The following is a 19,515-nucleotide window of genomic DNA, read 5'->3' on the forward strand; positions in this document are numbered from 1 at the left end:
TTGACTAGGTTAAGCTTTGAAAGCTTTGGGAAGTCGCTGAATTTAACCTTGCCATTTTTGAATTTGGGTTTGATGCCAGTGATACGGATTTTTTTGATGTGAGAGAATCCGCAGTGACTTCGAATCGTTTCTTTTTTGATCCAAAGCCGTTGCAGTGCAGAATTTTAGGATTGGCGGACATGTTGATAATGAGTAAAGTGCATTTGCCTTCCTTTCTTGCTTGCACTATGGCAATAAATTTGAACATAGAGGTCGTTGCTTTGATCATACAAAAAAAGCGCCTATCCATTTTAAATAGACGCTTTTTTATGCTCTGCCATTAATGGATATGGTTTAGAAATCCATTGATGCAGATAGCGTTAATGATCGTCCCTCAACAAGACCTAGAGCGTTATAGCTTGCTGTTGTCCAAGCGTCTTTATCAGTTAGGTTGTTGATATTGGCTCTGATAGTGAGAGGTTGTTGGTTTACCGAAGTCACATAGCGCGCCCCTAATCCAAATATAGTGTAGCCAGGAATAGATCGTTTATTATCATCTTCCAGATACTGTTTAGATATGCTGTTTGCATTAACTATTAGCGTTAGGTTTTGTATATATGGGGTGTCCCACTCAGCTCCAAGTTTGGCTTGCCACTTTGGAACGCCAGCAGACTGCTTGCCATTATTATCTCCGTTACTCGTTGATCTTAAGTCTGCCTCAATATGTGTCAGGCCACCCATTAGTCGAATATGGTCAACTGGTGTACCAAAGAAGCTCCATTCCACACCACGGTTACGTTGCTCACCATAGATACCAAATAACTTGGTGTTAGGGTCTGTATAGCTGTTAGGCTTTTCAATTTCATAGAGACTAACGGTATGGCTAAAGTCTCCTAGATCAAGCTTTAAACCTACTTCTTTTTGCTTGGTTTTGTAGGGTGCGAATTTTTTACCAGCATTATCTGCGGTGGTTGGTGCTGTTGGGCCTTTGCTTAACCCTTCAATATAGTTTGCGTAAGCAGAAACTTGATCTGCTAATTTTATAATGAGAGCAGCTGAGGGGCTTATTGCACTTTTATTATAGTCTGCTCCAGTAGATAAGATTCCCCCCGTTTCTTTTGTTTTTATTTGCTGATGGCGTGCACCTAGCGTTAATTGATATTTGTCATCTGCAAAAGATAATGTATCTGCTAGCCCAAAACTGGATAATGTTGTTTCTGTGGTCGTCAAAAGAGGTAGGTTTAAGTCCAGATCAGGTCTTGTCCCCCATACTGGGTTATATATGTTAGAGTCGATCGTCACACCTTTAAATCTCGCCGCATAGAGGTTGTATTCTTCTTCGTAACGAGTGATGTTTGTTGCTACCTGGTGTTTCACTGCACCTGTTTGGAAGCGTCCATTTAAACCAATTTCTAGTGATTTTCTTTGATTGTCATCGCCGGTAGCGCCAAGGGTCGTTTTTATGTCTCCAGCCGAATTGTATATTTCAGCTTTATCTGCACTAAGGCCGTGGTAGTCCCACTTAGTTATACCGACAGAGGCATAAGCGGTCAGTTGGTCATTAATGTCAAATTCGCCACGTGCCATAGCTCCCTTAGTTTCACTTTCAAAAAAATTCCAGCTTGGGTTTAGTAAGGTATCGTTAGAGGGCGGACGTGGGATATCAAGCCCTTTTGCAAGGTTTATTCCTCTCGTTGGTGCGTCGACATTTTCTTTGGTGTGATAAATGTCAGCGGATAAGCGAATTCGACTACTGCGCCAGTCTAAAGCAATGGCTCCTAATTGAGACTCATTTTCTTGGTGATCAATGGTTCCATCACCTGATAGATATGCACCGTTTACACGAATACCAAATTGCTTGTCTTGACCAAAGCGGCGGCTTACATCGACACTAGCGCCGACTTGTGAGTCGGATAGGTATTTAGTTGTTAAGCGAGTTAAAGGGTCATTACCGGCACGTTTGGTGACTAAGTTAATGGATCCACCTATAGAACCGCTAGGAGGCATACCATTAAGCATGGCAGAAGGGCCTTTTTGCACATCTACGCTCTCATACATTTCAGTAGCACTGCGATAGTAAGGTGCCATGCCTGCTAAACCGTTAACAGTCGCATCGTTACTATCGAAGCTGAAACCTCGGATAGAATAGCTTTCTCGACTTTCGCCACTGGTGTTAGTGCTATGAACAGAAGGGTCTGTCGCGCTGATGACATCTGAAATATCATTAGATTGTTGGTCTTGGATATATTTGTCTGTATAGCTGATGGCATTGAATGGGTTATCTAAAGCGTCTTTATCTCCTAAAAAACCTGTGTGGCTTGTTTCTAAAACTTGTCCATTACTGCCAGAGTACACTGGTTTTTTTTCACGAGAATCTTCCACAGTTATTTCTGGAAGGGCAACCGCTGAAACTGCGTTGTTTTCTTTTGTCGTTGTTTGAGTTTCTGCATAAGCAGATTGGCTATACAAAAAAACGGTTCCAGCTGCGATACCTGCATAGAGTGCATTTTTTGCGGCGTGATATTTTAAAAAAAGCGTTTCTTGGTTGCTTTTTTTAGTCTTTGTTTCATTTCCCGCATATTGAGAGGAGTACATATAAAACATCCTATTGTTTTAGTAGAAGAGTTGATATGAGTAAACATAAAATTAATGTTAATATAGCTAGTAATAATCATTACTAATAAAAATTATTCTTTGATCTTTTTATATCCTTCGGCGATATCGTTAAGCATAATTTTAATGGCGGTAGGGCTTGCCGCTGCAATGTACCAAGCATCTGCATCGGCAAAAATGACACGCCCATTTTTCCAAGCTTTGGTTTGACGAAGTAGTGGATTACTTATCTCATCAGATTTGATTACGTCACGGCGCTCCATAACGGCTGTTCGATCGACTATATAGATGATGTCTGGATCTGCTTGTTTTATAAACTCGCTCGAAATGGGTTGGCCGTGAAGCCCTGTTTCTTTGTCGCTGTTTGCTGGTTGAACACCTAACTCATTAAATACGAAGCCATAACGTGACTGTTTGCCAAAGCTACTAAATGAGCCGTTGTTGTGGAGGACAACGAGTGCTTTTTCTGGTCGGTTTTGTGTTAGCTGTTGTATTTCTTTGACTTTATTGTCTAGTTCGAGAGATTTTTCCTTTGCCAATTGCTCTTTACCGAAAATACTTCCTAAAGTGAGTAGGTGCTCTTTGATACTAGCAATGTGATGATTTGTCATTGTGTTGAAATACAGTGTTGGAGCAAATCTAGATAGCTCTTCATAATTGCTTGTATGCAATGGCGTCATAAGGATTAAATCAGGTTTTAAAGCATGCACACGTTCCATATTTGGCTGAACAATCGCGCCTAAGTCCTCAATGCTCGAATCGTTTTTATAAGAGGCAAGGTAATGAGGTATAAAATCTTTTGCCATTCCGGCAACGGGAATGTTGAGTTGATCTAAAAAGTCGACTTCATTCATATCAAGAGCTGCCACTCGCTCTGGTCTTTGGTTTAAGACGGTTGTACCAAGGTCATGTTGAATGGTTAGTGGAGGATCAAACTTGTGTGACACCTGCTCTGATTCAACGGGCTTCTTTTCGCATCCTTGTAATGAGATAAGTAGCATTGCACTAAGACCAAAAATCCATTTTCGTTTATTCATCTTCATATTTTTCTCCTTACAGATTGAAGTAGTTGCATAGGCAACCACGCTTATTTCGAATGACCTCAAAATCCAGGTCGTACAAAGCTTTTAGATTGTTTTCTGTTATTACTTGCTCAGAACTACCATTAAATTTCAGCGTGCCATTTTTTAAAGCGACAATATGGTCTGAGTAGTTTGCAGCGAAGTTGATGTCGTGAATGACTAGAAGCACGGTACGTCCTTGCTCATCACATAGGCGACGAAGGGCTTGCATTATCTGAACTGCATGCTTCATATCTAGGTTATTTAGGGGTTCATCCAGCAGTAAAATATCTGTCTTTTGGGCTACCGTCATCGCCAAGAAAGCCATTTGTCGTTGTCCGCCACTTAATTCATCTAAATAAGCGTTTCGTATAGCTTCCAGCTCTAAAAATTCGATTGATTCTTCAATAATGTCTCTATCTTCTTGAGTTAGGTGTCCTCTGCTGTAAGGGAAGCGCCCAAATGAAATGAGCTCTTCTACTGTTAGCCGTAGATTAAAACCTGGAGACTGACGAAGTGTGGCAACTCGGTGAGCGTATTCCGCTGTTTTTATATTGTTTACTTTCTGGCCATTTAAAGCGATGTGACCGCTACTTGGTTCGAGTAGTTTGGCTATCATCATTAGAAGCGTTGATTTACCCGCACCATTCGGTCCAATCAAAGAGGTGATGCCAGCCGTCGGAAATTCCAGACTGATGTCTGTAACTACCGGTTTTGTGCCATAGGTTTTATGAAGGTTATGAACAGTTATCATGTGGTTCCTCTAGTGCGAGCAATCAGTGCAAGGAAGTAGACTCCACAAACAAGATTGATAAGAATGCTGACGCTAGTTTTATAGTTAAATACATGCTCAACGAAGAGTTGAGCTACTAAAAATATAATCAGGGAAACCGTAACAGCGATGGGAATGACTGTTCTGTGTTTATTACTTCCTGCGAGTACATAAGCTATATTGGCAATGAAGATTCCCATAAAACCGGTAGGGCCAATTAAGCTTGTCGATATTGCAACCAGCACAGCAATTAGAGCCAAATATAAACTGATGTATTTAGCGTGATCGACCCCAAGAGATATGGATTGTTCTTTACCAAGTGACATGACATCTAATATGGGGAGTGTCTTTCTGCCCATCCACAAGCAAACGGCTACTATAAAAGCGCCGTATAAAAGAGTTTCAGGTTTTGAGCGATTAAAGGAGGTATAGCTTAAGCCTTGGAAAATAGAAAACTCCCCTGGGCTAATGCTAAGCTGAATAAATTGTGTTGCCGTTGTGATAACGGTTGTCAGTACTAATCCAAATAGTAATAACATGAAGATGTTGTTTTTACACCGAGGCAAAAGCCAAAAATGCAGAGCCCATGAGTAGAACAGCATGATCGTAATTGATATGGCAAAGTTACCACTAACACTCAAGATGGTTAGTCCGTGAGCGCCTAACATGAATAGCAATACGGCCTGCCATAACAAATAAACGGACTCATACCCCATTATTGATGGCGATAGAATTCGATTACCAACAATGGTCTGGAATAAAACCGCTGATACGGCTAGGCAAATACTGCCAAGAAGAATGGTTGCAAGACGCAATAAACGCTTAGGAATGATGTAATTAAAGTCGAGATCTGACCCGATTAAAATAAAAAAGCACATCAGTAGTAAGGTGAATAGCAATGTCCCCCAAATTTTCAAACTTGTACTCATTTGATCCCCCTCAATATTAAGATGAGGAACATCACTCCACCTATGCCTCCGGCTGTTAAGCCAATAGGGACTTCAAATGGGTAAATGATTAAGCGTCCCAAAATATCGCAAAGGATAAGTAAGCATGCGCCACCTAAAGCGACGATAGGTAGTGTTCGCGATAATTTTTCTCCGTACTTTAGGGCAACCAAATTTGGAATAACCAGACCCACAAATGGAATACTGCCAACCGTGATAACTGTGGCTGCTACGGTAACAGCCACAAGTATTAGGCCGATGGCTGCTGTGCTGGCGTAGCCAAGCCCTAAGCTTGAAGCCATCTCTTCACCCATGCCTAATACGGTAAAACGGTGGGCGTAAAGGTAAGCTAAGATGATGACGGGCAAGATGATATAAATGAGCTCGTAATGCTCCTGCACCACTCTAGAGAAATCACCTAATAACCATCCTTGCATGCTCTGGAGGATATTATTTTTATAGGCATAAAACTCCGCTATTGAGCTTAATACGCTGCCATACATTAGACCTAACACTGGGATAAGTACGGTGTTTTTGAATTCAATACGATTAATAATGAAAATAAACAAGAGGCTTGCGGCTAAACAAAAGAGCATAGCAAATATCATTTTAGAGCTTGTGCTGGCCCCAGGAAGCATAGTCAGCGAGATCAGTAGCCCAAGTTTGGCGGCATCTAGCCCTCCAGAAGTAGCTGGCTCAACAAATTTGTTACGCACTATATGCTGCAAGATGACACCGCTAATGGCTAATCCTATACCTGTCAGTATTAAGGCAATTAATCTTGGTAGACGGCTGGCGGTAAGAGTTAGCCAAGCGTCTTTAGATGAATCAAATAAATCGGACCACACTAATTGCTGGGCTCCAATCATAAGTGATGCTATACATAGCATCACAAACAAAGCTGATAAGCGTAATATCATGAGAAGTATTCTTCACTTGAAAGAGGCGTTTTTTAAAAAGTATTAGTGCTTTTTCATGGAATAAATGGCATTAACTATTTAAATAAATAGACTGTGTGGGTTGCCAAATAGATGGGTCTCTATGAGTTACAAAAATGATGGTCGCAGATAGATCATGAATTACGTTAATAATTTCCTGTTCTGTTGCCTCATCTAGCGCTGCTGTTGCTTCGTCTAATATTAAGATGGGAGCGTTTTTGATTAGGGCGCGAGCCAATGCTACACGTTGGCGTTCACCTCCTGATAACGCGCTACCTTGCTGGCCAATTGATTGATGTATGCCATCAGGTGAACGATCAATTATAGAGCTGAGTGTAGATTTTTTCGCAATATCTTCGATTTCTTTATCTGAAGCATCTGGCTTACCAATGCGAATATTATCAGCTAAAGTTCCTGTAAATACGATAGGATCCTGTGGCACAAAAGCGATATTAGAAGCCAGTTCATCATAGGTCATTTCATTTAGTTTAATTCCATTAATTGTAATATGACCTTGTGTGGGATCATCAAACCTCATTAGAAGTTCAAGTAGGGTGCTCTTGCCGCTACCACTAGGACCTGTCACTAATACTCTGCTGCCAATCGAAATGTTTACATTGATATTGTTTAGCATAGGAGCATAGCTTACACCTTGAACTGAAATATGGTGGTTATCTGATGCATGCTGTACGTTTGCCTGTGCAGTAGTAGGCTCGGGCAATATTGGTGTGTTTGTAGCGGCCTTATAATTATTTAATGAAGCTCGTAGGTCATTAATGCTTAATCCTGCTGTTGCCAAGTCGCCAAGAGGGGCTGCGGCACGGCTAATCATGATTAGGAGTGCTAATATGGCTGTAGGGCTATTAAATCCAGTAAATATCAAATATGCAGCCATTCCTGCTATAGGCATTATGCTTGCTAACGAAGAAATAAATACGGCGAAAGCAGCCGCTTTATTAGTTTTGATTAACGCCTTTTCCTGATTTTTCCAGCGATGCTCAATTCGTTCTATTGTTCGTACGGGTCCTGCTGCTGTTCGTAATAGCTCAATATGATCAACTAATTCAATAGTTGCTTCTGATGTTTTTGCTTCTGTATCATGTCGCCTTGCATCTGCATGTCCAAGTGCTTTCTGAGATAAGAATTGTGTGATCAATGATAATGTAAGTAATGCGGCGGCAACTAGGGCTACATCTAGACTCACAAGAACATATATACCGAATATTAGAAATAGAGGAATGCATGGTGCATGAAGAAAATTTTGGAGTTGGTGAGCTGGGATGCTCATAAATCCAGGAATACCTTGCCCAGCAATGTGGGCTATTTGTGCTCGATGATCATTGGTAAACCAAGATAATTTAGTCCGAGCAAGAGATTGCCCTAATGCTGCATATAAATCGCCAGCGAGTCTAACCCCTGTTAAATAGCCTAAACGGTTCACTAAAACTGTTGCGAAAACAGCAGCGCCAGCGCTGATTAAAATCCATTTAGGTGGCCAATAGTTGATAATCCCAAGAGCCAAAATAGTGTAAGCAATTGCTTCTAATGCGGCTACTAATATCCAGCCAATACTAACAGTAATTAATCGCCTACGTGCGATGGGTGGCAATATAGCTATTGTTTTTTTGTCTGGTGTATTTACTGCAATGCTCATAATAACTCTCCTGATGCAGTTTTACGCTTCAATTCAAGGTGAGCACTTGCTTTGGTTGCTAAGGCTTTATCGTGCGTAACAATAATAATAGTTTTGTCTTGATTTCGAGCTAAGTGTTCTAGAGATTCAATTAATTTAGTTGCCTTTATTTGATCTAAAGCGCTGGTTGGTTCATCAAGTAATATCACAGGTGCTGGAGATAGAAATACTCTTGCAATACCTATTCGCTGTCGCTCACCACCTGATAGTATTTGAGCATCTGTATTTAAATCGATGTCCAACTGTGCTGTTATAAGGGCTGATTTTAGTTGTTCATCAGTAGCATTTGGGGCTGATAATCTTAAATTTTCTTTTACGGTTGCGGGTAGTACATCAGCACCTTGCGGTATGAGTAGGAAGGTTTCGTGTCGAACTTGTTCATCTAGTTGAGAAATGTCTGTTTGGGCCAGCTGAATGTGCCCTTTTTGCAGAGGTTCAAGCCCTGCTAAAATGCGCAAGAGGGTTGTTTTTCCTGCACCACTTGGACCAGTGATTGCAGTCATAGTGCTGGGTTCAAAAATATAGTTTAGTTTATCAAGAGTCTTGACTTTGCCTATAGAGTATTCAGCATCTTTAATTGCAAGTATAGGTGGAGTACCTAACTGTGTTAATTGACCTGTTGGTAATGCAGGCGTCTGCAGCAGCTTTATTATTCTCCCCATTGCTGATTTCCCCGTACTTACATAATCAAGTCCATGTCCGAGCCGCAAAGCGGGTGTCACAATTGCTAAGCTGAAAAATAATGTTGCGGCTAATATTATAGTGTTTTGGTCATAAGACACTAAATAGGCAATAGCAAACGTCGCGACAGCTTGTAGTAATGCTACGGCAATCCCTGCAAATGTTGCGACTTTACTTACCCACATAACCATGCTGTTAGTAAAACGTTCCGCTGAATCATGATAAGTGGCTAAAGCTCCAGATTGACGCCCATATATTCTATTTACTCTAATGCCGCGCGCGTAATCGTCAACTGCAGATATCACCTCACCCATAACCTTCATGCGTGCAGCTCCATCGCGAGCAGTAATACGTGGTACTACTACGAGATAATATAATGAGGCAATAAGGCCTGGTAATAACACCCAGAGTGTTTCAGGACCAACCATGCTAATTAATAAAGTAATAGAGGCTAATGGTAAGACTGCTAAGTTAGCAATTTCTGAAGGTAAATGAGCCACCATATGATGTAGTTTTGCAATATCATCTGAAACAAGGCTTCTTAAGCTCTGGTCACCTTGTCCAGACAGTGTTGATGCAGGTAAGCGAGTAAGGTGATTGGCAACTTGACGACGTAACTTTCCTGAAAATGCGGCCTCGGCATCGTGTGCAAGCCATGAAGCTGAGGCTGAAAATGCAGCACTTAAAAGCCACAATATTATCGCAGTAATAACCCAATAAGCAGATATATCGCTAATCAATTGAACCATGCACCAAAAGGCTGCGAGCGTGGCTAAGCCAGATAAGGATGATAAAAGCGTCCCAGCAAGAAGCTTAGGCAATGCTGGTTGTAATGTTAATCCTATCAATGGGTTAGTAATAAGACAGCGTAAGTTTGGTTTGCTCATGTTAGCCTCAATTGTCCATAATTTAGTTGTTTCATAAGGTTTACAACCTTATCTTTATTAACTCTGTTATCTTAGGTTTGGCTGATGTTGGTGCCAAATTATTAAGATTAAGCAGCATTCTAAGAAGATGTTTTTTTTCTTTGTTATGAGCTTGTTGATTAGTAGATTGGTTATGTAATGACTAATGATAGCGTTATTGATAATGGTTATCAATATTGTGCTTGTTTTGTGTGTTGATAAAAACTACAAAGTAAAACACCAAAAATTAATGCTGTAGGGGCTGACTAGATTAAGTTTAGAAAGCCTGGGGAAATCACTAAGTTTGATTTTTCCATTTCTAAATTTGGGTTTGACTCCGTTGATGCGGATCTTTTTTGATGTGAGGGAGTCTGCGGTAATTTCAAAGCGCTTCTTTTTTGAGCCAAAGCCGTTGCAGTGAAGAATTTTTGGATTGGCTGACATATTGATAATGAGTAGGGTGCATTTGCCTTCTTTTTTTGCGCTATGGCAGTAAATCTGCACAAATGGGTCGTTACTTTGCACGTCAAAAACGTGTTCTCCTATGAGCTTCCCCCATAACCAGCTGACCCAATAATCTGGATTTGGTTTTAACGTTTGTCGATTAATAAGGGCGTAGTCACCGCCGATTAGACTTTGTCTTATCATGACCTTCTGGCCGATTCTTGCGCCTCGACCAAGTTGATCAGCCCACCAAAAACAGGATATAAAACGATCTGATAGTTTGGCTTGCCCACCGCACTGAGCCGATCCAGTTTCTCCGGTCCAAAGTTGAGCATTAGGTTGATATTGATTGCGGAGCTTTTCTAGCTGTCTCGAATATCTTTCATAATCCATTAGAGAACTTGGAGAGAGAATGTTTTTGATTGTTGCCGCGCGAGTTTTGACTGGAGACCGGTTGCTTTGAAACGGGTAATAATGCCAATCAACTATATCGAGTGGTTCTTCTAGATTATCTAAAAATGGCGCGGAGATATTACTGAGTGGTTTGATGGCTTCGCCGATTCTTGGCCAGAATGCACTGCCAGGACCAGCAATTTTGCTATTGGGGCTGTGTTGTCGAACGCAGCGAATAAAAGTGTCATAGTCTTTGGCGAGGTTTTTTGCACTTGGTTGAGAGGTTAAACCATGAAACGCCCAATATGCATTGAGTTCATTGCCCAGCTCACAAATATCGATAATTTGTCCATGAGTTTGGCTATGTACTAATAAGTCTTTAACTTCGGTTGATTGCCATGTTCCTTGTTGACGTCGTTCAAACAGACCATATTTCATGGTAAACATGAGGGCTAAACCATTGCGTTGGCAAAAGTCATGAAGCTGGTGCCACATCTCTTTGGTGACCGTAAGTGCGTCTGAATTGCTATTAGTTGGGACGTTAGCACTCGTAAAGTAATGTACTTTATCTGCTTCAGAGCCGCCTACACGAATATAGGCGGGGCCGAGAGCTTGAACTAATAAATCGAGTTTTTCCTGTTGTAAGTTGAGAGGATCAACCCGTTGAGTACCAAGTCCTCGTTGCGTTCCCTTACTCCCTTCCCACCAGAAACCGCCAGCCAAGACGGATATATCAATTGAGAAAGATAAGTATCTTGGGTCTATGGTTGTAACAGGTGTCGTGCTGTTAAGATTAACGACAAGCAATTTATTTTGGCGAATGTTGTGTTGTCTTTGCAATCTAGAATAAAACAAGAGTTGTCATCCTTCTCAAAAGGTTTTGCTAGACTGCAATAAAAGTGTGACATTTGTATGATGCTCTAAATGCCCCGATTTTTTATAAAGGACACTAAGATGAAAGTACCGGTTTGGATGATGACGATTTTGTTGGCAGGCTGCACTTTATTAACTGGTTGCACTAGTGCTCCAAAAAATATTGATCCCGTAACGCAATTTCAAGTGGAGCGTTATTTAGGCACTTGGTATGAAATTGTGCGTCAAGATCATGCTTTTGAAGAAGGTTTGTCTAATGTAACAGCGACTTATTCTATGCGTGATGATGGAGGTGTTGCAGTGTTGAATCGTGGTTATTCTGCGGAAGATAAAAAATGGCGGGAAGCAGAAGGCCGCGCCTATTTTGTCAATTCTTCTGACGTCGGCCATTTGAAAGTCTCTTTTTTTGGACCGTTTTATGGTGCGTATGTGATTTTTGAGCTAGATCAAAAAAACTATCAATACGCCATGATATCTGGGCCTAGTCGAGACTATTTCTGGCTGTTGTCTCGCACTCCTACTATGCCTGAAGACGTTAAGCGCCGATTATTAGCTAAAGCGGAAGCGTTAGGCTTCCCTATGAATAAGTTGGTTAACGTAATGCAAAGTAGCAATGTGCCAGGCAGTTAGCTTTTCCTGCTATACATTTTTAGAAAAGAGTGCAGGTAATCGATTCCTTTGCTTCAGGAGTTGAGCAAACTTCAGTGTAAGCTGTGGGGTTTTGAATAAGAGCATAGTGCATATTGGAGTCTCGACATAAGGTGAGAAAGTCGTCATAGCGTTGATTGAAATTGTTTCTTGTTATCTCATAATTGATTGTTGCGTCATAACCGCCAAAATTATTATCCATGGCTTCTGCTTTTACTCGCTGAATTAGATAAGTTAATTCATTATATTTGTGCCGAACTTGATGGCAGTATGCGCTATTTGGTGTAGTTTCAGCGCATTCTATCATTGATGTTTCGAGCTGGGCTTTCTCTGTTTGATAGCGATCTAAGTAATTTATCGATTGGCTATTTTTCCTTTGTGTTCTTTCAGACTGTAGTGATAGCACTTCTAATCTATTTTTTGCTTTATTTAAGCGCTCTTCTTTTGCCAAGCACTCTTTTCCAAAGGCTATTAAATCACTGCTATGTACTAGACTTACAAAGGAGCATCCTAGTAAAAGAACGCCGTATTTAATGGTCGAAATGCGCATTAGATTGCAGATCCTGTTTGTTTTTCGTTATACATTTTGTGTACGTTCATGGTAATTACGCTTAATTATACACTGTGTTTTTCTGGAGGAAGTATGGAAAAATTTTTATCAGTAATAGGTGAGGGTAAAGGAATTTCTGTTTCTCTTGATAGAGGGCCTTTTCAGAATAATGGTGCGTCACCTTGGTATGCTTATGTTGGGGTCGGCACGCCTGAGCAGGCATTGAAGTTTTCTTTTGATACAGGCAGTGACTTTATCTGGGTGACATCTAGTTTATGCAAAGTAGATACTTGTCACCATTATGGTAACCAAGAGTTTGCTTATCAAATATCATCCAGTTTTTCTTGGGTAAATTCGCAGACAATTGAAGTTAATTTTGGGCCGTGGGGAAATATGGAGGTGAAAACGGGCAAGGATATTTTTACCTTAACACCTGAAGCATTGGGACAATCAACGAGTGGCTCAGTATCTTTGCTGTCGGATGTGTATTTAGCGCAGTCTTATCAAGGTGTTCAGTTTCGAGAGCTTGACTGGGATGGTGGCATAGGTATTCCAAGCACAACGGAATTATCAGATTCTCTTTCTATGTATCGATCTTTTCGAGCTATGACTCCGAGTAGTAAAACTGAACCGACATCATTTCATTTCTTTCAGAGTTTGCTTGATCAAGGAGTGGTTAGTTCGACATGTCCTTATGTGACATTTCTAACAGATATCGATAACAAGAGTGGCCAAGTGGAATTTGGTCAGCTGAATCAAGATTATCGAGAGAATAGGGAGTATCTATTTTTGCCTTGGGATAAATACAGTGCCCCTTATTTGTGGACCAGCAAGATCACATCTTTATCTATTGGTGATACTCAGGTTATTTCCCCTGAATCAATTACTAGCACGCCATATTTTTTTGCTTTGGATACTGGCTCATCTCAGTTCAAAGGTGATTTGGATGTAATGACTACGCTTTACAACATAGCGACTAAAACAAAAGAAGATCTGGTGATTGAGATCGGAGAAACGGATTGTGGAAATGTTGGAAAGTTGGTGGTTACCTCTGACATGTACGATGTATTGATTGAGGCTGGTGAGAATAAAGGAGAAGTTATTGCGCAATTTCAACCAATGGAAAATGCTGATTATATCGCATTGGTAGGTTCTGTATTGATGGATTATTTGTATACGGTGTATGAATTTAGAGTAGTTCAACGTGAAGGCGAGAATTGCATTATTCCTGTTGGCATGTGGATATTCAATAAAGAAAAGGGGCCCAAAGTGATTGTGACAACTCAAAATAAGCCGGCACGTATTTTCAATTGATGTCTACCGATTTTAGCGAATAGATAAAAATGTTTTAACCATAAAGGAGTAATGCATGTCTTTGATGTTGAATGGCTCATGGGAAAATAGTTATGGTTCAACGATGACGTTAGAAGTCGATGAAGATGGTTTTATTTTTGGAGAGTACGGATCTCATACTGGCTCGACTGGAACTTATCTTGTGATCGGATATTGTCGGCCAAGTAACCCAACTAACGCTGCTGGACAACCATTAGTACTGTCTATTTATTGGCGTTCAATTGGTGGTGAAGAACCTGACGAAGGCTCTCATTGGGTGTCTACCTACTGTGGTCAGCTTGATAGTGATGGCCAAATGACGGTAATGAATTCGTTGGTAACGACAACCAAATATCAAGCTTTTGTTCCAGGAGATTACATCGATAAGTTGATCTTCAAGAAATATTTTAGCTCTAATGAAATCAAGACAAAAAATATTGAATCGATAGCACAGGAAAAAGCGAAATTTGCTAATCCTATTAATGGCGTTTGGGTAAACCAAGAAAAAAGTATTCAGCTAACGGTGTTTTTGCAGGATAAAGAATATGGTGTTGTCAACGGCTGGCTAGCATATGGAAGTGAGCTAATAAGCATGCTTGGTTTCACAGATACCTTAGATAATAACAATATATTACAAAGTGTTAGCTTAAGTGGATATATGCTAAAGACATCTCAACCGATATCACTTATCGGTCGTATAAGCCAAGACGCTAATACTTTGATTCTTTCTCGTTGGTTGGCCAACTCCACAAATGCTGAGGCGGCCTACTTTCAGGCAAACTCTGAAAACTGGGAATTAACGAAAAAATCATAGTTGAGTCATGATCAAATTGTGAGGGAAAACAAATGAGCTTAGGTAATGCATTCAATAAAGAAGAGCATGATCAAACTATAATCGATTGTTTTCTACAAATGTGGCGTTATTCAGCCGATTTGATGTTTATCATGGCCGTAGAAGATGGTGATGAGTTTTCTTTATACGACAATAATCCAGCGTCTAAAGCCGTAATGGGTCTTGAAAAGGGAGCAGAGATACATCGTCTTAACTTACGAGTGCAGTTTGGTGATGAAATGGCAGAGCAGGTTTATTCTACCTATCGTCAAGTATTGCAAGGTGGAAAACCTGTTTCTATTGAACAAGCTGGTATGCGAGGTGACGGTAGTCAGATTTATTTTGATACCTTGTTTGTTCCTATTTTTGATTCATTAGGTAAGCCGATTTTTGTATGTGGCGTAAGTCGTGATATTACGAAAATAAAAGAGGCCGAAACCGTAGCGTTAAAAGCTAATGAAAAACTTCTAGAATACAGCACCGCACTGGAAACGATCAACCAAGAATTGGATCGCAAGGTACAAGAGCGAACCAAAGAATTAGAAAATGCAAAACGCATAGTAGAAGAGTCATTGGAGGCAAAGTCCTCCTTTGTTGCCAGAATGAGCCATGAAATACGCACCCCAATTAATGCTGTGATTGGATTAAGCCACCTAGCTTTAAAAACGTCTTTAAATCATGAGCAACAAGACTATATCAACACTATTTTATCTTCTGGTGAAAACCTACTGAGCCTTGTTAATGATGTATTAGATTTTTCGAAGATTGAGGCTGGAAAAATGGGCATAGAAGAGGTGCCTTTTTCTCCTAAATCGATTGTTCAGCACGCTATCAATATGAATGCTATTAAAGCAGAAGAAAAAAAATTGACAGTGACGGTCGATATTTCTCCATCATTGCCGCCCATGCTATTAGGTGATCCATTACATATACAGCAAGTGTTGGTCAATCTTGTTACCAATGCTGTTAAGTTCACCGAACGAGGCGGTGTTTGTGTGCGCATGTATACTGATGAAAATGATGATAAATCTGTTTTGTTAAGATGCGATGTAATTGACACTGGTATTGGAATATCAAAAGCGTATTTGGATCAACTATTTCAATCATTTCATCAGGCTGACGATAGTGTCACTCGTAAGTTTGGTGGGACCGGTTTAGGCTTAACTATCTCTCGCCAACTCTGCTCGCTGATGAACGGTGATATTTGGGTGCACAGTGAATTAGGGCAAGGGTCCACTTTTAGTTTTGTTCTCCCTCTTAATATCGCCCCTGATTTATTGCTTTTAAATGAAAGTAAACTAAATGAAAAAGTGATAAAGGAAGAGTATAGAGAGGATGAAAGTATCCCAGATCTTTCTCAATATAATGTTCTTTTGGCAGAAGATAATATTATTAATCAAAAAGTTGTCTTAGGATATTTAGACGACACCTTAATAAATGTTGATGTTGTTGAAAATGGTGAGGAGGCTATTAAGAAATTAGAAGAGAAAAAATATAATTTGGTTTTGATGGATATTCAAATGCCGATTATGGATGGGTTAACCGCTTCTAGAAAAATTAGGCAGTCTTCAAATTATGGTGATATACCTATAATTGCAATGACAGCTCATGTCTCGGATGAAGCAAAAAAACAGTCTGCACAGGCTGGTATGAATGCGCATTTAGATAAGCCAATTAAAAAATTTGATTTATACAAAATTTTACAAAAACACCTAGTTACAAATAATCAGTATAACCCCTTAAAAATGAATGGTTTTGTGATGCATGAATGGGTGGTATTGCATTCTGATGTGTTGTCTAAGTTGTACTCCATAGATACATTAGATGTAGATGACGCGATAAAAAATCTAAATGGTAAAGCGGACTTGTATCTTGAGTTAATATTGTCTTTTTATGATAGATACAAAGATTTTTCTTCTGCTGAATGTATAGGTATTAATTTGGATGTGATTATGCATTCATTAAAGTCAAATGCTGCTTATATTGGAGCATCAAATATATCAGTGTTTTGCGCTGAATTAGAAATTAATATTAAAAATGAATTTTTTTGTTCTGAAAGAACAGAGCATCTAGTAGGAATGGTTAAGGTGTTGATTAATAAATTGGCTATTATTTTAACACCTTATTTTTCTTTGATCAAACCAAGTGAAAATATAGAAGAATTTAGCGAGAATAATTTAGTAAATAAATTAAGAGAAATGGTGCCATTATTAAAGAAATCAGATTTTTTTGTAGAAAATCATTTCAGCTTACTGCGCAAAATGGTTCGCGGTAGTAAGTATGTTCTGGATATTGAAAACTTAATTTATGATGTGAAAAACGTTGAGTTTGAGACAGCTACTGTTACAGGGCAAACGCATGAACATTTTCTGAACAGTGTGTGCTGCATTTGCATTTAATCCGTGTTTGATGAATGATCGTTCCCTTTTGATGCCGATGACTCTATTAGACCGTATGATGCTGTTAAATGACCCACGCCAGCAAGCAAAATGTACCCACGATTTAGGGGAAGTGGTTTTCATGACTACCTGCGCGTTGCTTTGTGGTGCGGATGACTGGGAGTCGATTCAATTCTTTGCGGACACCCGAAAGGATTGGTTCAAACAGTTTTTACGCTTGCCAGGCGGCATCCCATCACATGACACCTTTAACCGTTTATTTTCTCTGTTGGACCCGGTCTGTTATCGAGAAATGTTCTGTGGCTGGGTGCAGGATATGTTAATTGATACCCCATTATCTGGCGTTGTCGCAATTGACGGAAAAACTGCACGGGCGTCGCGTTCTAGTAAACAACAAGCTATTCACATGGTGAACGCTTGGGCTTCACAGGCTAGCGTGTCTCTTGGTCAACACAAGGTCGATAAAAAGTCTAATGAAATCAAAGCAATCCCTAAACTATTGGAACAACTGGCTATCAAAGGCTGCTTGGTCACAATAGATGCGATGGGGTGTCAGAAAAACATTGTATCCAAAGTCATTGAAAGAGAAGCTGATTACTTAATTACCGTAAAAAGTAACCAGAAAACGCTACATAAAGAGCTTGTTAGGTATTTCGATCATTACTGGGAAACTCATAAACAGGACACGTTAAGTGAGCACTTTTTTGAGCAACAAAACGAAACACATGGTCGCAAGGAGCACCGTCGATGCTGGTCCACGATGGACTTGTCGTCTCTGTCTATTGCAACAGAATGGCAAGTACAAACCATCGCCGCGATACAGTCAGATCGTATTGCTAATGAAAGAGGCCGAAGCCATATTCGTTACTTTATTTCCAGCAAACTGATGACGGCAGAAGAAGTATTAAAGGCCACTCGCGAGCATTGGGGCGTCGAAAACCAGCTTCATTGGGTTCTGGATGTCTCTTTTGGGGAAGATCAGTGTCGAGCTAGGCAAGGTTATGCGGCAGAAAACCTAGCAACCACCCGACAAATCGCTCTAAACCTACTAAAGCAGGAAACCAGTGTAAAACTGGGTATCAAAAACAAGCGTAAGGCCTGTGGTTGGGATGATGCGTATCTGTTCAAGGTGATGGGGTTGATCAAATAATGTTCGTGCGTTTGCCCTGCAAAATAGACGCTAATCGCTTAGACACATTTACCAGTAACTTATCCCCCAATTCATGGCCAAAGGCATCATTAATGGTTTTGAAATGGTCTAAATCCAAAATCAACGCAGCTAACTGCTTATCTTTTTCCTGACAGCTTACGATTAATTCATTTAGTTCAAGCTGTATTTGATAACGACTTAACAACCCGGTCAGCTCGTCAATCTCGATACGCTTATTGATTGAATCAAGCATAGAGAAATAAGTTAAGGACAATTTACGTGAATAATAGGCTAAAAATAGCGCAAAAAAACCAAATACAAATAAGGGAGCAATAACTAAAAACCAATGTATTCGAGTCATAATGTTTTCAGTATAACGAGTATCAATTCGCCATTTACGTCCAGCAATAGAAAGATAGTGCGTATCAAAATTTACACCTTCCCATGAGGAAGGTTCAGCCGTGTCGACAAACCAAAGCATACTATCTGAAGAAACATCGGCAAGTCGGTAATAGAAATCGTGGCGAACCAAGGAGTTAACTTCTTTAAACAGGCTATCTACTTTAAAAAACGCACCGATAATGCCATGAAAACCTATATCGTCTGTTAACTTATAAGAACGCGCATCAACAGATAAGTAAATTGGCTTTCTGATAATGAAGGTATCGGCCTCCGCACTCAAACTAGCATCAGAAAAAGGCGAAAATGTCGGCTCGGACAAAGTGACAGAAGAGGAATTACGAGCCTGAATAACCGAACTAAGATTCCGGTATTGCGAAGATAAAATGTCATAACCATAAGTAAATTTATCTGGATACCCTAACGTCAAGGGCATGTACTCAGACCTATCACCATCGGGATAAATTCTAAAATTATAATTACCTAACAAAATACGTTTCTGCATTTCGTATTCGCTTTTTTTACTGGCAGGTACATACTGAGCAAAATATAAATTAATGCCTTGAGTAGTGATAACTCTCTGAGCAAAACGCGAAAAATAGCCAGCAGTCACCTCCCCTTTGCTAGACTCAATAAGAGCAGCAGCGATAGATACCCCCGTTATATATTGCGTCAAACTATCATTTAGTTTTTCAGTAAAGTGCTCCCCTACAGCTTTTTGATCGCTGTAAACATGCTTGCGTTCTTCCAAATAAATAGCAAGGCTCGTAGCCATTCCACATAAAAAAACAAAACAAAAAACGACGTAATGCATTTTTCCATTTTTCACATGGTTTCTTAAAGAAATCATTGTTTACCCATCGATGTTTTCCCAACAAAAAGGCCGCTATAAATCACTGCATCATA

General features: G+C 40.0%; 16 protein-coding genes. 5 read left to right on the forward strand and 11 right to left on the reverse strand.

Annotated features, from left to right (window positions below; all coding sequences use genetic code 11):
• Nucleotides 1–4: 4 nt before the first annotated feature.
• The 9 genes from B6N13_RS15470 to B6N13_RS15510 all read right to left on the reverse strand — a co-directional run bounded on the left by B6N13_RS15470 (nt 5) and on the right by B6N13_RS15510 (nt 11,149).
• Entirely contained in the window at nt 5–268 is a 264-nt protein-coding gene (locus B6N13_RS15470; protein WP_248280354.1) for a hypothetical protein, read from the reverse strand.
• Between the two features lie 65 nt (nt 269–333).
• Complete coding sequence (locus tag B6N13_RS15475) at nt 334–2,574, reverse strand: TonB-dependent siderophore receptor (protein WP_169459890.1); 2,241 nt, start codon at nt 2,572–2,574, stop codon at nt 334–336.
• Nucleotides 2,575–2,666: 92 nt separating this feature from the next.
• Nucleotides 2,667–3,635 carry a siderophore ABC transporter substrate-binding protein gene (locus tag B6N13_RS15480; protein WP_282434085.1) on the reverse strand — a complete coding sequence of 323 codons (969 nt, stop codon included), beginning with the start codon at nt 3,633–3,635 and terminating at the stop codon, nt 2,667–2,669.
• 10 nt (nt 3,636–3,645) lie between these two features.
• Complete coding sequence (locus B6N13_RS15485; RefSeq protein ID WP_169459891.1) at nt 3,646–4,407, reverse strand: ATP-binding cassette domain-containing protein; 762 nt, start codon at nt 4,405–4,407, stop codon at nt 3,646–3,648.
• Nucleotides 4,404–5,354 (reverse strand): iron chelate uptake ABC transporter family permease subunit, encoded by a 951-nt coding sequence (locus B6N13_RS15490; protein ID WP_169459892.1) that lies wholly within the window; start codon nt 5,352–5,354, stop codon nt 4,404–4,406. Before B6N13_RS15490 ends, B6N13_RS15485 begins: the two co-directional genes overlap by 4 nt.
• Nucleotides 5,351–6,292: an iron chelate uptake ABC transporter family permease subunit gene (locus B6N13_RS15495; protein ID WP_169459893.1), complete on the reverse strand. Its 942-nt coding sequence runs from the start codon at nt 6,290–6,292 to the stop codon at nt 5,351–5,353. The genes B6N13_RS15490 and B6N13_RS15495 overlap by 4 nt, the downstream gene beginning before the upstream one ends.
• A 70-nt stretch (nt 6,293–6,362) precedes the next feature.
• Nucleotides 6,363–7,964, reverse strand: coding sequence for an ABC transporter ATP-binding protein (locus B6N13_RS15500; RefSeq protein ID WP_169459894.1), 1,602 nt, complete (start codon nt 7,962–7,964; stop codon nt 6,363–6,365).
• On the reverse strand, nt 7,961–9,571 hold the full coding sequence (locus B6N13_RS15505) for an ABC transporter ATP-binding protein (protein ID WP_169459895.1): 1,611 nt from the start codon (nt 9,569–9,571) through the stop codon (nt 7,961–7,963). Before B6N13_RS15505 ends, B6N13_RS15500 begins: the two co-directional genes overlap by 4 nt.
• A 243-nt stretch (nt 9,572–9,814) precedes the next feature.
• Nucleotides 9,815–11,149 carry a glycoside hydrolase gene (locus B6N13_RS15510; RefSeq protein WP_248280355.1) on the reverse strand — a complete coding sequence of 445 codons (1,335 nt, stop codon included), beginning with the start codon at nt 11,147–11,149 and terminating at the stop codon, nt 9,815–9,817.
• A 231-nt stretch (nt 11,150–11,380) separates the two neighbouring features.
• Here B6N13_RS15510 and B6N13_RS15515 point away from each other — a divergent pair, with 231 nt between their 5' ends.
• Complete coding sequence (locus tag B6N13_RS15515; protein ID WP_169459897.1) at nt 11,381–11,929, forward strand: lipocalin family protein; 549 nt, start codon at nt 11,381–11,383, stop codon at nt 11,927–11,929.
• Between the two features lie 19 nt (nt 11,930–11,948).
• Here B6N13_RS15515 and B6N13_RS15520 read toward each other — a convergent pair whose 3' ends face one another.
• Entirely contained in the window at nt 11,949–12,497 is a 549-nt protein-coding gene (locus tag B6N13_RS15520; protein WP_169459898.1) for a hypothetical protein, read from the reverse strand.
• Between the two features lie 93 nt (nt 12,498–12,590).
• Between B6N13_RS15520 and B6N13_RS15525 the strand changes: the two genes are divergently transcribed.
• The 4 genes from B6N13_RS15525 to B6N13_RS15540 are packed head-to-tail and all read left to right on the forward strand — an operon-like array spanning nt 12,591 to nt 18,210.
• Nucleotides 12,591–13,811 (forward strand): pepsin-like aspartic protease, encoded by a 1,221-nt coding sequence (locus B6N13_RS15525; protein WP_169459899.1) that lies wholly within the window; start codon nt 12,591–12,593, stop codon nt 13,809–13,811.
• A gap of 55 nt (nt 13,812–13,866) precedes the next feature.
• Nucleotides 13,867–14,643 carry an avidin/streptavidin family protein gene (locus B6N13_RS15530; RefSeq protein WP_169459900.1) on the forward strand — a complete coding sequence of 259 codons (777 nt, stop codon included), beginning with the start codon at nt 13,867–13,869 and terminating at the stop codon, nt 14,641–14,643.
• 32 nt (nt 14,644–14,675) lie between these two features.
• Nucleotides 14,676–17,060 carry an ATP-binding protein gene (locus B6N13_RS15535; protein ID WP_169459901.1) on the forward strand — a complete coding sequence of 795 codons (2,385 nt, stop codon included), beginning with the start codon at nt 14,676–14,678 and terminating at the stop codon, nt 17,058–17,060.
• A 10-nt stretch (nt 17,061–17,070) separates the two neighbouring features.
• Nucleotides 17,071–18,210: an ISAs1 family transposase gene (locus B6N13_RS15540; RefSeq protein WP_168827634.1), complete on the forward strand. Its 1,140-nt coding sequence runs from the start codon at nt 17,071–17,073 to the stop codon at nt 18,208–18,210.
• Here the strand turns inward: B6N13_RS15540 and B6N13_RS15545 are convergent.
• The gene (locus B6N13_RS15545; protein ID WP_169459902.1) at nt 18,203–19,459 is read right to left on the reverse strand and encodes a sensor domain-containing diguanylate cyclase; all 1,257 of its coding nucleotides are present in this window, start codon (nt 19,457–19,459) and stop codon (nt 18,203–18,205) included. The genes B6N13_RS15540 and B6N13_RS15545 overlap by 8 nt on opposite strands.
• Nucleotides 19,460–19,515 lie beyond the last annotated feature (56 nt).

It is taken from the genome of Marinomonas sp. UCMA 3892 (assembly GCF_012726345.1).
GTDB lineage: Bacteria > Pseudomonadota > Gammaproteobacteria > Pseudomonadales > Marinomonadaceae > Marinomonas.

Bases quoted from the DNA above. Each gene is read 5' to 3' on its own strand.
- B6N13_RS15470 (WP_248280354.1), bottom strand. From the start codon at position 268: ATGATCAAAGCAACGACCTCTATGTTCAAATTTATTGCCATAGTGCAA.
- B6N13_RS15475 (WP_169459890.1), bottom strand. From the start codon at position 2,574: ATGTACTCCTCTCAATATGCGGGAAATGAAACAAAGACTAAAAAAAGC.
- B6N13_RS15480 (WP_282434085.1), bottom strand. From the start codon at position 3,635: ATGAAGATGAATAAACGAAAATGGATTTTTGGTCTTAGTGCAATGCTA.
- B6N13_RS15485 (WP_169459891.1), bottom strand. From the start codon at position 4,407: ATGATAACTGTTCATAACCTTCATAAAACCTATGGCACAAAACCGGTA.
- B6N13_RS15490 (WP_169459892.1), bottom strand. From the start codon at position 5,354: ATGAGTACAAGTTTGAAAATTTGGGGGACATTGCTATTCACCTTACTA.
- B6N13_RS15495 (WP_169459893.1), bottom strand. From the start codon at position 6,292: ATGATATTACGCTTATCAGCTTTGTTTGTGATGCTATGTATAGCATCA.
- B6N13_RS15500 (WP_169459894.1), bottom strand. From the start codon at position 7,964: ATGAGCATTGCAGTAAATACACCAGACAAAAAAACAATAGCTATATTG.
- B6N13_RS15505 (WP_169459895.1), bottom strand. From the start codon at position 9,571: ATGAGCAAACCAAACTTACGCTGTCTTATTACTAACCCATTGATAGGA.
- B6N13_RS15515 (WP_169459897.1), top strand. From the start codon at position 11,381: ATGAAAGTACCGGTTTGGATGATGACGATTTTGTTGGCAGGCTGCACT.
- B6N13_RS15520 (WP_169459898.1), bottom strand. From the start codon at position 12,497: ATGCGCATTTCGACCATTAAATACGGCGTTCTTTTACTAGGATGCTCC.
- B6N13_RS15525 (WP_169459899.1), top strand. From the start codon at position 12,591: ATGGAAAAATTTTTATCAGTAATAGGTGAGGGTAAAGGAATTTCTGTT.
- B6N13_RS15530 (WP_169459900.1), top strand. From the start codon at position 13,867: ATGTCTTTGATGTTGAATGGCTCATGGGAAAATAGTTATGGTTCAACG.
- B6N13_RS15535 (WP_169459901.1), top strand. From the start codon at position 14,676: ATGAGCTTAGGTAATGCATTCAATAAAGAAGAGCATGATCAAACTATA.
- B6N13_RS15540 (WP_168827634.1), top strand. From the start codon at position 17,071: ATGAATGATCGTTCCCTTTTGATGCCGATGACTCTATTAGACCGTATG.
- B6N13_RS15545 (WP_169459902.1), bottom strand. From the start codon at position 19,459: ATGATTTCTTTAAGAAACCATGTGAAAAATGGAAAAATGCATTACGTC.